We start from the raw sequence: 13,563 nt of genomic DNA on the forward strand, positions 1-13,563 counted from the left end.
GCGCGTCGGGTCAGGCGTCGTTGGCGCAGCGGAACCCGATGTTGCCCGACGAGGACTCCGCCGTGTTCGACGAGCGGGCCGCCACGCGGTAGCGGTTGCAGTAGCTGTCGTGGCAGAGATACGACCCGCCGCGCATCACCCGCGGCACCTGGGCCTCGTCCGTGCCGGTCGGCTCGCTCGCCACCGGGTCGACGACCGCCTCCTCGCCCGCGCGCTCGGCGTACTCGGTGGGGCGGAAGGCGTCCTGGCACCACTCCCACACGTTGCCGACGGTGTTGTGCAGGCCGTAGCCGTTGGGCTGGAAGGCGGTCGCCGGCGCGGTGGTGAGGTGGCCGTCGTCGAGGGTGTTGCGGCGCGGGAAGTCGCCCTGCCAGATGTTGCACCGCCATCGGCCGCCGCTCATCAGGTCGTCGCCCCACGGGTAGCGCGCGCGGTCGAGACCCCCGCGCGCCGCGTGCTCCCACTCGGCCTCGGTCGGCAGTCGCTTGCCGGCCCAGGTGCAGTAGGCCTGCGCGTCGCGCCAGGACACGTGGACGACGGGGTGGTTCTGGAGGTCGGCGATGCTCGAGCGCGGTCCCGCCGGGTGGCGCCAGTCGGCACCGCGCACGGCGAGCCACCACGGGACGCCGGCGGCGCGCTGCAGGACGTCGGCGGGTGCCGCCTGGACAGCCAGGTGGAAGACCGCCGAGACGCCGTCGCGCTCGGCGTCGGTGACGTGGCCGGTCGCCTTGGCGAACGCGGCGAACTGGGCGTTGGTGACGGCCCTGGAGTCGATGAGGTAGGACGACAGCCGCACGAGGTGGACCGGCCGCTCGCCGTCGGCGGCGTACCCGTCACCGTGGCTGTCACCCATCCAGAAGTCCCCGGCGGGCACGCGCACCTGGCCCCGCGTGCTGCGCGCGCCTCGCGGCAGGACTGCCTCCGGCGAGCGCTCCGCCGGTGCCGACCGGTCGGCCGTCGGGGCGCAGCACGACCCGACGTGGGATGCCGCGAGGTGCGTCGCCATGGGACAAAAGTACAGCAGGTCGATGGTCTTGATCCGGTTCGGGCGCCGGCGCCGTGGACGGGGGTCGTCGCACCAGCGGGTGCATGACTAGAGTAAGTAGATAGAAGAAGTGCAGTTAGCGCGCAGTTAGCGCCAGGCCACTCGGAACTGCTCGAACCCCACTCGGACAAGGACCATCAATGCCCCCTCGGAAGATGTTCACGGCCCTGGCCCTCCCGGCCGTGCTCACGCTCACCAGCGTCGCGCCGGCCCTCGGTGTCGTGCAGCCGGACAGCGCCCCGGGCGCTGCCGCGCCGCGCGACAAGGCACCACGCCCCAACCTCGTGTTCGTCATGGCCGACGACCTCGGTTGGGCCGACCTCAGCAGCGGCCTGCCCAACGGCGGCTTCGCCAACGACTTCAACGAGACGCCGCACCTCGACCAGCTCGCCGCGGAGGGCCAGGTCTTCACGGAGGCCTATGCCTCGGTGCAGTGCAGCCCGACCCGGACCGCATTGCACACCGGCCAGTACGCCACCCGCCCGACCAACAACGTGTATGCCGTGAGCGGCATCGCCGGCCAGGCGGGCGACCCCCTGCTCGGTGCCCCGCACGGTCGTCCGGCCGATGGTCGCTCGGCGGTTCCCACCGACTACACGACCCTCGGCGAGACCCTGCAGCAGGCCGGCTACGCCACCGGCTACTCGGGCAAGTTCCACGTGTCGGCGTCCCCGGACGAGATCATCGCCAGCCACGGTTACGACGAGAACTGGGGCGGCAGCCAGAACTCGCACGCGACCTACTACTTCGCGACGAGCAACCAGTTCAACGACTCGGTGTCGCCGAGCCTCGACCAGTTCGCAGCCGATTACACCCAGGACTACGTCGACGCGAACATCGCGCCCTACAGTCGCGGCGTCAGCGAGGCCCAGCTCGACGCACTGGTCGGCACCGACAAGCACGTGACCGACGCGCAGACCGACGCGGCCATCGACTTCATCGACCGCAGCAAGGACGAGCCGTTCTTCGCCTTCGTCAGCGAGTTCGCCCCGCACTTCCCGGTCAACGACGCCCAGGCCCGCCCCGACCTGCTCGCGAAGTACCGGGCCAAGGCCCCCGGCAGCTCCCCGGCCAAGCCGTCGTACGGCGCCCTGACCGAGGGAGTCGACCAGTCGGTGGCCCGGATCGTCGACTACCTCGAGGAGACCCCCGACCCGCGCAACGGCGGCAAGCCGCTCGCTGACAACACCCTGGTCATCTTCACCTCCGACAACGGCGGCGAGGAGGACCCCGTCGAGGCGGGAGCGGACAACGGCCCGCTCCGCGAGGACAAGGGCTTCAAGTACGAAGGCGGCGTCCGCGTCCCGTGGATCGTGTGGAGCGGCGGTCGCGACCTGGTCCGCGGTGGCGGTCGCAGCAACGAGACGCTCGTCAACAGCACCGACCTCTACACGACCCTCGCGTCCTACGCCCAGGCCGCGCTCCCGGCCAGGGTCCCGCTCGACGGCGTCGACCTGAAGCCCGCCTTCAGCCGTGGGGCGACGATCAACCGTGACCACTTCCACCACGTCCCGGGCTACGTCCGGTTCGGGGGACAGCTGCAGTCGCGGCCGTTCTCCAGCGTCCGCGACGGCCGGTGGAAGCTCTACCACGACTACACCGACGGCTCCTTCGAGCTCTACGACCTCGCGGCCGACCTCGGCGAGACCACCGACCTCGCCGCCCGCAGGCGCGGGCTCGTCCAGCAGCTCGGGGAGAAGCTGGTCGAGTGGCTCGACGAGACCGACGCACCGCTCGCGACCCTGCGCGCGGGCCAGCCGACCCGGGTGCTCGAGGACGTGACTGGCTGGACGTACGCCGAGGGCCAGGTGACCCGCCACCGCCGCGACACGCTCACGATCGAGCCCGGCGACGAGGTGCCGTTCGTCCTGCCGCGGCCGTGACGACGCACCGCGGTCAGGCGTAGCCCGTCTCCTGCCGGCCACGCGTGATGTCGAGGTGGTGCGTCACGACCTTGCCCAGCGAGACGGAGTCCACGGCGACGGTCACGATCGTCGCTCCCTCAGCGGCATGGCGCGCGGCGTCGTCTCCGTCGTAGGCATGGACGCCGACAGGCATCCCGGCGGAGACGGCCCGCGCGATGATGGAGGACAGGACCTGGCGCAGGTCCGCCGAGCGATTCGCGCCCGCGAGCCCCAGGGACAGGGAGAGGTCCCCGGGGCCGACGTAGATCCCGTCCAAGCCCTCCACCCGCACGATGGCGTCGAGGTCGTCGAGTGCGGTCCGCGTCTCCACCATCACGATGACCAGCGGCTGATCGGCACCACCGGACAGACGCCCGATGGACCGCCCACCGGCTGGTGCGTAGCGGGTGGCGGCGACGACCTCCCGGGCGTGCTCGGCGTCGCGCACGTTGGGCACGATGACGCCGCCGGCACCGAGGTCGAGCGGGCGCCCGACATCGGCGAACTGCGGGCTGCGTGTCCGCACGAGCGGGACCGAGCCTGCTGCCCTGATGGCTGCGGCAACCCCGGGGAGCTCGGCTTCTGTCGCAGCCCCGTGCTGCAGGTCCACGACGACGAAGTCCGGACCGGTCCTCGCGAGGACCTCAGCGCTCACGACGCCCGGCAGCAGGCTCCACACCCCGTGGCAGGGCTGTCCCTCGGACAACCGCCGCCGTACGACGTCCTCGTTGATGACCATGGCGACATCCTCCCTCGGCTCGCAGGATTGCGATGGCCGGGTCGATCACGACGTCCGCCGCCACGCCAACGAGCCAGGCGCTCAGTGCAGAGCCGGGGACGGTTGATGGTGGCGACGAGGCCGCGGCCGTCGGAGCGGCGGGTGGGTTGACGCCGCACTTGCATTTTACAAGTATGAGGTCATGAGCCTCTTCATCACCTGCCCGGTCGAGAGTGTCGACCGCTCGACCGCCTTCTACTCCGCCCTCGGCTGGACCCTCAACCGTGAGATGTCCGATCACAACGTGTCGTGCTTCGCGATCGCCCCGGACCAGTACGTCATGCTGGGCAGCCGCGAGATGTACGCCGGCGTGGGCGGCGTCGAAGACCTGGTCGGCGGGCCCGACACGCCGTCGAAGGTCACGGTCTCGTTCGACCTCGGCAGCCGTGAGGCGGTCGACGCGCTCGTCGAGCGCGCCGAGCGCGCCGGTGGCCGGGTGGGGGACACCGACGACTACCCGTTCATGTACCAGCGCCAGTTCGACGACCCCGACGGCTACCACTACTCGCCGTTCTGGATGAAGCCGGACGCCGACCCGGGCTCGTGAGCGATCTCCGCGCCGCCCTCGACGTCCTGGGGGTGCGGTGGGCACTGCTCATCGTGGAACGGCTGCTCGACGGGCCCCAGCGCTACGGCGACCTGCAGCGGGACCTGGGCGTGCCGACGAACATGCTCGCGACCCGACTACGGGAGCTGGAGGCTGCGGGCGTGCTGACCCGTCTGCCGTTGCGGCACAACACCCGGGCGTACGCGTTGACGGATCGTGGACTCGCCGTGCGCGGGGCGGTCGAGGCGCTCGCGCGCTGGGGCGCCGAGCAGGCGCGACCCGGATGAGCACCCCGTGCGTGCCCTCTCTCGGGCCGTCCCAGCCGGCCCGTAGGCCGTGCTCAGGTCGGGGGCCGTCCAGTGGTGGTGGGCGATACTGGGTTCGAACCAGCCTGCAGGGCCATCGCCGATACTGGCTGTGCACGGCTGAAACAGCCTCTGACCTGCGGGTATGAGTTCTGATATCGGAGGACGACTCGGGACAGTCATGGACACGAAAGCCCTTCTAGTGGACACGTCGTGGACACGCGGAAGGGGTTCCCAACGGCCAGCGGCACTCGGCGCCGTACACGTTCGAGACCAAGGGCGATGCCGAGGCTTGACTGGCCGATGAGCGGCGCTTCCTGGCCGCGGGGGCGGTTGGGAACGGTCAGGCGCAGTCGCGGCAGACGAAGGGGTGTTCCGACACCTTGGCGCTGCGGTGGCGCACGAGGAAGCACACAGAGCACGAAAACTCGTCGTGCTGCTCAGGCACTACTTCGACGGTCAGCTCCTCGTGCGACAGGTCAGCTCCAGGCAGCTCGAAGGCCTCGGCGGCCTCGTTCTCGTCTTGGTCGACCTTGCCGGAGTTTGCGTCTCTGTCAGTCGCAGTGAGTCGGAGAGCTTCAAGGCTCTCCTCCTTCTGCTCCTCCTCGCTCTTGCGAGAGGCGTCGTAATCGGTGGTCATGATGAAGAACAATCCTCCTTCGGGGGCGCACGCCTTGGTTCCGTGCGGCAGTGCTGAAGCGATGGCGATGCCGCAGCCGTTGGAGACGTCTCGGCGCGACCAATTCGTCTACGCGTTCAACACACGGTCCGCTGCGCATCCATGCGCCCGGGTCCCTTGCAACTGCGACCTGCACACGAGGTCGTGCGGCGGGCAGCTGCCTGTCGGCACCGTAAGCCGGCTTCGACTGCTGAAGGTTGAGCGCGTTGCCTGTAGGCAGGCGCCACGACCGGGGTGATGCAGACGCTGGCAGCTCGGATCTCGACACGACGAGGCGCTCGGGCCGGCCATGGGGCAGTCGCCGCTTCTAGGCCGCGTCGCCTCCCACGGGCGGCTCGGACGAGGCTGGTTCGAGGTGCCAGATCTCCAGCAGCTTGAGGGCGAAGACACTCGCGCCGTGCAGGCTCAGCACGCCACCTTGCGCCTCGGCGCGAGACTTTGCCAGAGCGAACGCGAAGAGGGCGGTGTGGTCGAGAAAGGTGACATCACTCAGATCGACGAGGATGTGAGCTCCCGGGTGGGCCCTGACTGCCACGTCCAGCACGTCCAGGGCGTGCGAAGCAGCGAAGTCGAGTTCCCCGGCGAGCACCACGACCACCCATGGGGTGCAGGTCGCTGGACCCGGTATTGATGCGCCGGGCGTGTTGTCTAGCACGATCATGTTTCCTCCAACCGCACCAGCGGTGCGGACAGGTCGCGCGCCCTGTCGAGGAGGCCAGCACCTCGGGGCGACAAAGGATGTCGCGCCACCGAGGTCCGGGGTAGCAGCCACGTGATGTGTGGCTGAGATCAGCACACCACGTCCGTCGTCATGCGGCAACCCTCGACGAGGCTTTCCCTCGCTCGAACCGCTTGGTGTCGCGCGCGCGGTTCGTTCGTGCCGAGGATCATCGCCATCAGAGCAGCAGCTCGACGACCTCGAGTCAGCTCCTACGAGGATCCCCGCGGCGCGCTAGCAGTCTTCGGGCAGGCTCCACGACCGCGCGCCGGGCGACTGGCCTCATGCGAAGTCGACGCACGCGTATGGACACGTCGTGGACACGGCTCCCACGTGAAAGGGCCCCCGACCTGGTGTTCCGCAGGTCAGGGGCCACTCGAAAATGGTGGGCGATACTGGGTTTGAACCAGTGACCTCTTCCGTGTCAAGGAAGCGCGCTACCGCTGCGCCAATCGCCCGGGTCTTGAGTTGTTCACATCTGGGGGAGAGGTGGGTACGGGATTTGAACCCGTGTAGACGGATTTGCAGTCCGTTGCCTCGCCTCTCGGCCAACCCACCGTGGAGGTCCAAACAAGTACGGCGGAGACCTTCCGAGCGGACAACGAGACTCGAACTCGCGACCTCAACCTTGGCAAGGTTGCGCTCTACCAACTGAGCTATGTCCGCCTGCATCCTCGGCCGTTTCACCGGCCTCAAGTGCGAGTGGAACAGTAGTACATGGCTTGCGCGGGGCCAAAATCGCCCCCCCGACCTGGCGTGTTCGGGGCCCTAGGGTGGACCCATGCGCGCGTGGCTCAACGGTGACCTGCTGACCGACCCGTCCCAGGGGGCCGTCGCGGTCACCGACCACGGCTTCACCGTGGGGGACGGCGTCTTCGAGGCGGTGAAGACGCTCGGGGGACGCCCCTTCGCGCTCACCCGCCACCTGGCGCGGCTCGAGCGGTCGGCCGCCGGCCTCGGGCTGCCCGTCCCCGACCTCGACGACGTACGACGCGGGGTCGAGGCGGTCCTCGCCGACGGGAGCGACGCCGACCCGGTCGGGCGGCTGCGGATCACCTGGACCGCCGGTCCGGCACCCATGGGGTCCGGGCGTGGCGACGGGACGCCGACCCTGGTGGTCGCCTACAGCGCCATCGACGCCGCTGCCGACGCGACGACCGTCGTGACCGTGCCGTGGACCCGCAACGAGCACGGCGCAACAGCGGGACTGAAGACCACCTCGTACGCCGACAACGTGATCGCGCTCGCCCACGCCAAGGCGGAGGGCGGCAGCGAGGCGATCTTCGCCAACACGGCCGGCAACCTCTGCGAGGGCACGGGCTCCAACGTGTTCTACGTGGTCGACGACGAGCTCCGCACCCCGAGCCTCGCCGTCGGGTGCCTGGCCGGGATTACGCGCGACCTGGTCATCGAGTGGTGCGGCGCCCGCGAGGTGGACGAGCCGCTCGTCGAGGTGCAGCGCAGCGCCAGCGAGGCGTTCCTCGTCTCCACCACCCGCGACGTGCAGGCCATCTCGCGCTGGGACCACCGCGACCTGCCGGCCCCGGGACCGGTCACCCAGCGGTGTGCGGAGACCTGGGCCGCCCGCGAGGCTGAGACCATGGAGCCGTGAGCACTTCCGACACCACCCTCGACCCGGCCATCGCGGCGCGGCTCCGCCACACCGCCGAGGGACTGGTCCCCGTCGTCGTGCAGCAGCAGGGGTCCCGCGAGGTCCTCATGCTGGCGTGGGCCGACGACGAGGCGCTCGCGCGGACCATCGACACCGGCCGGGCGACGTACTGGTCCCGCTCGCGCCGTGAGTACTGGGTCAAGGGCGACACCTCCGGCCACGTGCAGTGGGTCAAGGAGATCCGCCTCGACTGCGACGGCGACACGCTGCTCTTCGTCGTCGACCAGGTCGGCGCTGCGTGCCACACGGGCGACCACACCTGCTTCGACGCCGACCTCGTGCATCGCGTCGATGGCTGACGAGGCGGGCGGCGCGGCCAGGTCCCGGCGCACCTTCGGACCCGTGGTGCTGCTCGGCCTGGCGGGAGCCGCGCTGGCGGCCGTGGCCGGCAGCAAGCCGTGGGTCGAGGGGACCTCGGGGTCGGTCAGCTCGGACACGGACGACGCGATGGCGTCCGTGCTCGCCCTCGACAGCGCCGCCGAGTCACCGCTGGCGGCCGCCCTGGCGCTCGTGCTGCTCGCCTGCTGGGGCGTCCTGCTGGTCACCCGCGGTCGCGTGCGCCGCGCGGTCGCCGTGCTGGCGCTCGTCGCGGCGGTCGGGCTGGTCATCACCACGGTCGAGGCCTTCTGGAGCCTGCCCGACACGCTGGCCGACGCCCTCCTCGAGGTGTCGGGCACCGACACCGTGAGCACCGGGATCACCGCCTGGTACGTCGCCGCGCTGGTGGCCGCCGCCCTGAACGTCGCCGCCGCCGCTGCGGCCCTGCGCTTCGTGGGCTCGTGGCCCGAGATGGGCACGCGCTACGACGCCCCGACCGGCACGCGCGGGGAGCCCGACGGCGACCGGTCGGCCGTGCCGACCGACAACATCGACATCTGGAAGGCCCTCGACGAGGGGCGGGACCCGACCGCCTAGACTCGGTCGCGCAACCGCTCGAGTCGACGAAGGAGCACCACGATGGCTGCTGGCCACGGCAACACCCCCGCTGCTTGGACCGCCGTCGGGGTCGCGATGCTCGGCTTCGTCGTCGGCAGCGTCGCCCTGCTGCAGATCCCGGCCAACGAGACCCTGCTGTGGATCGGCATCGCCATCGGGCTCATCGCGTTCCCGCTCTTCCTCGTGCTGTCCAAGCTCGGCTTCAACGCCTCCGAGCACTGAGCCACGGGCTCGACCGGCCGAGTCCGGCCACTGGGCACCGCCGCCGGCCGGGCTGGGCCCGGGTGAGAGGCTGAGCGCATGCCTGCGACCGCCTCCGTGCTCGACGACATCGTCGCCGGAGCACGCGACGACCTCGCGCGCCGCGAGGCCGCGCTCCCGCTCCCCGAGCTGCGTGCGCGCCTCGCGGACGCGCCGGCACCGCGCGACCCGATGCCGGCGTTCCGCGGCCCGGGATCGAGCGTCATCGCCGAGGTGAAGCGCCGCAGCCCGAGCAAGGGCGACCTCGCCGACATCCCCGACCCGGCGGCGCTCGCGGCGGCGTACGCCCGTGGCGGTGCGGCCGCGATCTCGGTGCTGACCGAGGAGCGACGCTTCGGCGGGAGCCTCGACGACCTGCGCACCGTCCGCGCGGCGGTCGACACCCCGCTGCTGCGCAAGGACTTCATCGTCGAGACCTACCAGCTCGTCGAGGCCCGCGCCGCCGGCGCCGACCTCGCGCTGCTGATCGTGGCCGCGCTGGACGACGACACGCTGCGGCGGTTGCACGACGAGGCCCGCGAGCTGGGCCTCACCGTGCTCGTCGAGGTCCACGACGAGGCCGAGGCCGAGCGCGCCCTCGCCCTGGGCGCCGGCCTGGTCGGCGTCAACAGCCGCAACCTCAAGACCCTCGAGGTCGACCCCGACGTCTTCGGCCGGCTCGCCCCGCACCTGCGCGGCGACGCGGCCCTGGTCGCCGAGAGCGGCATCACCGGCGTGCCCGACGTCCAGCGCTTCGTCTCCGAGGGAGCCGACGTGGTGCTGGTCGGCGAGGCGCTGGTCAAGGACGGCGACCCCGAGGCCGCCGTGCGAGCGATGACAGGAGTGACGGCGTGAGCCAGCAGACGACCGAGACGACGAGCCCGACCACGAGGTACGACGCCGACGAGCGCGGCTACTTCGGCGGGACCTGGGGCGGGCGGTTCATGCCCGAGGCGCTCGTCGCCGCACTGGACGAGCTGACCCTCGCCTGGCACGACGCGATGGCGGACCCCGCGTTCGTCGCCGACTTCGAGCGGGTCCTGCGCGACTATGCCGGCACGCCGAGCCGGCTCTACCACGCCGAGCGGCTCTCCGAGACCGTCGGCGCCCGGGTGCTGCTCAAGCGCGAGGACCTCAACCACACCGGCGCCCACAAGATCCGCAACGTGCTCGGCCAGGCGCTGCTGACCAAGCGGATGGGCAAGACCCGGGTGATCGCCGAGACGGGCGCCGGGCAGCACGGCGTGGCCAGCGCCACCGCCGCCGCGTGGTTCGACCTCGACTGCACCGTCTACATGGGGGCCGTCGACACCCGCCGCCAGGCGCTCAACGTCGCCCGGATGCAGCTGCTCGGCGCGAAGGTCGTGCCGGTCGAGTCCGGCAGCGCGACGCTCAAGGACGCCATCAACGAGGCGCTGCGCGACTGGGTCGCCAGCGTCGACCACACCGCCTACCTCTTCGGCACCGCCGCCGGTCCGCACCCGTTCCCCAGCATGGTCCGCGACTTCTGCCGCGGCATCGGCGACGAGGCCCGCGCACAGTGCCTCGAGCAGTACGGCGTCCTGCCGGATGCGGTCGCGGCGTGCGTCGGTGGCGGCTCCAACGCCATCGGCCTGTTCACCGCGTTCCTCGAGGACGAGGGCGTCGAGATCCACGGCTTCGAGCCCGGCGGTGACGGCGTCGAGACCGGCCGGCACGCCGCCACCATCCACGCCGGCGAGGCCGGGGTGCTGCACGGTGCCCGGACCTTCGTCCTCCAGGACGAGGACGGCCAGACGGTCGAGTCGCACTCCATCTCCGCCGGCCTCGACTACCCCGGCGTCGGCCCGCAGCACTCGTGGCTCGCGGCCGACGGGCGGGCGACCTACACCCCCGTCACGGACACCCAGGCCATGGAGGCCATGGCGCTGCTGAGCCGGACTGAGGGCATCATCCCGGCCATCGAGTCCGCCCACGCGATCCACGGTGCGCTCGAGGTGGCCAAGCGGCTCGGCCGCGAGAAGGGCCCCGACGCGACGATCATCGTCAACCTCAGCGGTCGCGGCGACAAGGACATGGGCACGGCCATCGAGTGGTTCGGCCTCGGCGACGCCGAGGAGGGCCCGGAGGCCGACCTGGAGCAGGCCGCGAAGGAGGCCACCCAGTGACCGCGAGCTCCACCGCCACGGCCTTCGCGACCGCACGGGCCGAGGGACGCTCGGCGCTCATCGGCTACCTCCCCGCGGGCTACCCGAGCGTCGAGGGCTCCATCAACGCGATGCGCGCGATGGTGGAGGCGGGCTGCGACGCGATCGAGATCGGCCTGCCCTACAGCGACCCCGTCATGGACGGCCCGACCATCCAGGCAGCGGCCCAGCAGGCGCTCGACGCGGGCGTGCGCACCAGCGACGTGCTCGACGTCGTCGCCGCGGTGGCCGAGACCGGCGTGCCGACGCTGGTGATGACCTACTGGAACCCCATCGAGCGCTACGGCGTGGAGCGCTGGGCCGGCGACCTGGCGAAGGCCGGGGGAGCGGGGCTCATCACGCCCGACATCACCCCCGACCACGGATCCGCGTGGGTGGAGGCCGCCGACGCGCACGACCTCGACAAGGTCTTCCTCGTCGCGCCGAGCTCCACCGACGAGCGCATCGCGCTCACCGCCGAGGCCAGCCGCGGGTTCGTCTACGCCGCCGCGGTCATGGGCGTCACCGGCGCCCGCGACGCCACCTCCGACCTCGCCGGGCCGCTGGTCCGCCGCGTGCGGGCGACCGGCGACATCCCGGTGGCCGTCGGCATCGGCGTCAGCAACGGCGACCAGGCCGCCGAGGTGGCCGCCTTCGCCGACGGCGTCATCGTCGGCTCGGCCTTCGTTCGCTGCCTGCTCGACCACGCCGGGGACGAGGCCGCCGGTCTGGACGCCCTGCGCGCGCTGACCACCGACCTCGCCGAGGGCGTACGCCGTGGTCAGAACTAGTGCCCTGCGGGCGAGTGCGGCAGCAGCGCTCCTCGGGCTGATGACCGCCTGCGGCGGCGGCGCGGGAGCCGGCTCCGGCTCGATGGAGCTCACGGGCACCGTCCTCGACCCGCCGTTCGAGGTGTCCTCGACGCCGCTCGTCGACACCGAGGGTGCCCCCTTCAGCCTGACCGAGGACACCGACGAGGACCTCACCCTGGTGTTCTTCGGCTACACCAACTGCCCCGACATCTGCGGTCAGGTCATGGCCACGCTGGCGGGCACGCTGAGCCGGCTCTCCGACGAGGAGAAGGAGCAGCTCGAGGTCGTCTTCGTGACCACCGACCCCACCCGCGACGACGCCGCCGTGGTCGAGGACTACGTCGACGCCTTCGACCCGAGCATCGTCGGGCTCACCGGCGACCTGGCCGACATCCGAGAGGTGGCGTCGAGCGTGAAGGTCGCCATCGGCTACTTCGACCCCGACGGCACGGAGCTCGACCCGGGCAGTCTCCCGGCCACCGGCTACGAGGTCGACCACGGCACCCAGGTGTTCGGGATCGGTCCCGACGACGGCGTCGAGACCTTCTGGGGCTCCGACGTCTCGCAGGCCCAGCTCGCCCACGACGTCACGATGTTGCTCGACCGAGGATGATGCTCCCCATGTTGTCCCTGCAGTCGCCCCTGGTGACGCTGATGTCCATCCCCAGCCCGTCCGACGGCGTGTGGAACCTCGGCCCCGTGCCGATCCGCGGCTACGCGCTGTGCATCATCCTCGGCATCGTCCTGGCCATCTGGATCGGCGAGCGCCGCTGGGTGGCCCGCGGCGGCGTCGCCGGCGAGGTCAGCGACCTCGCCATCTGGGCGGTGCCCTTCGGCCTGGTCGGCGGCCGGCTCTACCACGTCGCCACCGACTGGGAGCTCTACTTCGGCGAGGGCAGGAACCCGGTCACGGCGCTGTACGTCTGGCGCGGCGGCCTCGGCATCTGGGGCGCTATCGCCCTCGGCGCCGTCGGCGTCGCCATCGGCGCCCACCGGCGCGGCATCAAGCTGCTGCCCCTCCTCGACGCCCTCGCCCCGGGCGTGCTGGTGGCCCAGGCGATGGGTCGCTGGGGCAACTGGTTCAACCAGGAGCTCTACGGACGTCCCACCGACCTGCCGTGGGGACTCGAGATCGACGTCGACCACCGGCCCTCGCAGTACCTCGACGTGCCGACCTTCCACCCGACGTTCCTCTACGAGTGCCTGTGGGTCCTCGCGGCCTTCGCGCTGCTCGTCTGGCTCGACCGCCGCTTCCAGCTCGGGCACGGCCGCGTGGTCGCCCTCTACGTCATGCTCTACACAGCCGGCCGCGGCTGGATCGAGAACCTGCGCATCGACGACGTCCAGCTCGACGACGTGCTGGGCCTGCGGCTCAACGTGTGGACCTCCATCGTGCTGTTCGTGCTCGCGGCCGCCTGGTTCGTGTGGTCCGCGCGCCGCCACCCCGGGCGCGAGCAGGTCGTGCGCACCCGTCCGCTGGAGGACGACGACGCGACCACCGACGGCACCCCGGACGAGTCCTCCGACGACGCCGGCCACGACGCCTCCCACGACAGCACCGACGACACCCGGTCCTCGGGGTCGACGGCGTCCACGCAGGGCCGCTCCACGGCCGATCCCACGGCCTGAAACACGGCGCCCCGGCGTCGGTGGCCGGTGATAGATTCCGTCTCGCTCGGGCCAACGTCGTCCCCAGCGGTCACGCCCACCACTCAGCCTGACCGGGCCCCCGCCCGCGATCGCCGAGACGACGACGGGAGAA

At 71.3% G+C, this 13,563-nt stretch carries 16 protein-coding genes and 3 tRNA genes; 12 read left to right on the top strand and 7 right to left on the bottom strand.

Features of this window, described 5'->3' with window-relative positions; genetic code table 11:
- Positions 1 to 10: 10 nt before the first annotated feature.
- The gene (locus tag SHK17_RS08975; RefSeq protein WP_322424069.1) at positions 11 to 1,006 is read right to left on the bottom strand and encodes a formylglycine-generating enzyme family protein; all 996 of its coding nucleotides are present in this window, start codon (positions 1,004 to 1,006) and stop codon (positions 11 to 13) included.
- Positions 1,007 to 1,185: 179 nt separating this feature from the next.
- On the opposite strand from SHK17_RS08975, the gene SHK17_RS08980 reads away from it, so the two are divergent.
- Entirely contained in the window at positions 1,186 to 2,928 is a 1,743-nt protein-coding gene (locus tag SHK17_RS08980) for a sulfatase-like hydrolase/transferase (protein ID WP_322424070.1), read from the top strand.
- Between the two features lie 13 nt (positions 2,929 to 2,941).
- Here SHK17_RS08980 and SHK17_RS08985 read toward each other — a convergent pair whose 3' ends face one another.
- A complete protein-coding gene (locus SHK17_RS08985; protein ID WP_322424071.1) occupies positions 2,942 to 3,688 on the bottom strand; it encodes an HpcH/HpaI aldolase family protein in 747 nt (248 codons plus the stop codon).
- Between the two features lie 181 nt (positions 3,689 to 3,869).
- On the opposite strand from SHK17_RS08985, the gene SHK17_RS08990 reads away from it, so the two are divergent.
- Both SHK17_RS08990 and SHK17_RS08995 read left to right on the top strand, forming a co-directional pair.
- The gene (locus tag SHK17_RS08990; protein WP_322424072.1) at positions 3,870 to 4,274 is read left to right on the top strand and encodes a VOC family protein; all 405 of its coding nucleotides are present in this window, start codon (positions 3,870 to 3,872) and stop codon (positions 4,272 to 4,274) included.
- Positions 4,271 to 4,561 carry a winged helix-turn-helix transcriptional regulator gene (locus tag SHK17_RS08995; RefSeq protein WP_322921811.1) on the top strand — a complete coding sequence of 97 codons (291 nt, stop codon included), beginning with the start codon at positions 4,271 to 4,273 and terminating at the stop codon, positions 4,559 to 4,561. Before SHK17_RS08990 ends, SHK17_RS08995 begins: the two co-directional genes overlap by 4 nt.
- Positions 4,562 to 4,922: 361 nt before the next feature.
- Here SHK17_RS08995 and SHK17_RS09000 read toward each other — a convergent pair whose 3' ends face one another.
- The 5 genes from SHK17_RS09000 to SHK17_RS09020 all read right to left on the bottom strand — a co-directional run bounded on the left by SHK17_RS09000 (position 4,923) and on the right by SHK17_RS09020 (position 6,642).
- On the bottom strand, positions 4,923 to 5,219 hold the full coding sequence (locus SHK17_RS09000) for a DUF4193 family protein (RefSeq protein WP_172272948.1): 297 nt from the start codon (positions 5,217 to 5,219) through the stop codon (positions 4,923 to 4,925).
- A 346-nt stretch (positions 5,220 to 5,565) separates the two neighbouring features.
- Positions 5,566 to 5,919: an STAS domain-containing protein gene (locus tag SHK17_RS09005; RefSeq protein WP_322424075.1), complete on the bottom strand. Its 354-nt coding sequence runs from the start codon at positions 5,917 to 5,919 to the stop codon at positions 5,566 to 5,568.
- Between the two features lie 440 nt (positions 5,920 to 6,359).
- A tRNA-Val gene (locus SHK17_RS09010) sits at positions 6,360 to 6,434 on the bottom strand.
- 29 nt (positions 6,435 to 6,463) lie between these two features.
- A tRNA-Cys gene (locus SHK17_RS09015) sits at positions 6,464 to 6,534 on the bottom strand.
- A gap of 35 nt (positions 6,535 to 6,569) precedes the next feature.
- Positions 6,570 to 6,642, bottom strand: a tRNA-Gly gene (locus SHK17_RS09020).
- Positions 6,643 to 6,757: 115 nt separating this feature from the next.
- Between SHK17_RS09020 and SHK17_RS09025 the strand changes: the two genes are divergently transcribed.
- The 9 genes from SHK17_RS09025 (at position 6,758) to lgt (ending at position 13,430) form a co-directional block, all read left to right on the top strand.
- Positions 6,758 to 7,588 carry an aminotransferase class IV gene (locus SHK17_RS09025; RefSeq protein ID WP_322424076.1) on the top strand — a complete coding sequence of 277 codons (831 nt, stop codon included), beginning with the start codon at positions 6,758 to 6,760 and terminating at the stop codon, positions 7,586 to 7,588.
- Complete coding sequence (gene hisI, locus SHK17_RS09030) at positions 7,585 to 7,947, top strand: phosphoribosyl-AMP cyclohydrolase (RefSeq protein WP_172272941.1); 363 nt, start codon at positions 7,585 to 7,587, stop codon at positions 7,945 to 7,947. Before SHK17_RS09025 ends, hisI begins: the two co-directional genes overlap by 4 nt.
- The gene (locus SHK17_RS09035) at positions 7,940 to 8,563 is read left to right on the top strand and encodes a Trp biosynthesis-associated membrane protein (RefSeq protein ID WP_322921812.1); all 624 of its coding nucleotides are present in this window, start codon (positions 7,940 to 7,942) and stop codon (positions 8,561 to 8,563) included. The genes hisI and SHK17_RS09035 overlap by 8 nt, the downstream gene beginning before the upstream one ends.
- Positions 8,564 to 8,605: 42 nt before the next feature.
- On the top strand, positions 8,606 to 8,806 hold the full coding sequence (locus SHK17_RS09040; protein WP_172272937.1) for an HGxxPAAW family protein: 201 nt from the start codon (positions 8,606 to 8,608) through the stop codon (positions 8,804 to 8,806).
- 78 nt (positions 8,807 to 8,884) lie between these two features.
- Complete coding sequence (gene trpC, locus SHK17_RS09045) at positions 8,885 to 9,679, top strand: indole-3-glycerol phosphate synthase TrpC (protein ID WP_322921813.1); 795 nt, start codon at positions 8,885 to 8,887, stop codon at positions 9,677 to 9,679.
- Positions 9,676 to 10,971 (top strand): tryptophan synthase subunit beta, encoded by a 1,296-nt coding sequence (trpB, locus tag SHK17_RS09050; RefSeq protein WP_322921814.1) that lies wholly within the window; start codon positions 9,676 to 9,678, stop codon positions 10,969 to 10,971. Before trpC ends, trpB begins: the two co-directional genes overlap by 4 nt.
- Positions 10,968 to 11,780: a tryptophan synthase subunit alpha gene (gene trpA, locus SHK17_RS09055; protein WP_322921815.1), complete on the top strand. Its 813-nt coding sequence runs from the start codon at positions 10,968 to 10,970 to the stop codon at positions 11,778 to 11,780. The genes trpB and trpA overlap by 4 nt, the downstream gene beginning before the upstream one ends.
- A gap of 40 nt (positions 11,781 to 11,820) precedes the next feature.
- Positions 11,821 to 12,414, top strand: coding sequence for an SCO family protein (locus tag SHK17_RS09060; protein ID WP_322921816.1), 594 nt, complete (start codon positions 11,821 to 11,823; stop codon positions 12,412 to 12,414).
- Between the two features lie 8 nt (positions 12,415 to 12,422).
- On the top strand, positions 12,423 to 13,430 hold the full coding sequence (lgt, locus tag SHK17_RS09065) for a prolipoprotein diacylglyceryl transferase (RefSeq protein ID WP_322921817.1): 1,008 nt from the start codon (positions 12,423 to 12,425) through the stop codon (positions 13,428 to 13,430).
- The last annotated feature ends 133 nt before the right edge of the window (positions 13,431 to 13,563 follow it).

Source organism: Nocardioides renjunii, from assembly GCF_034661175.1.
Lineage (GTDB): Bacteria > Actinomycetota > Actinomycetes > Propionibacteriales > Nocardioidaceae > Nocardioides > Nocardioides renjunii.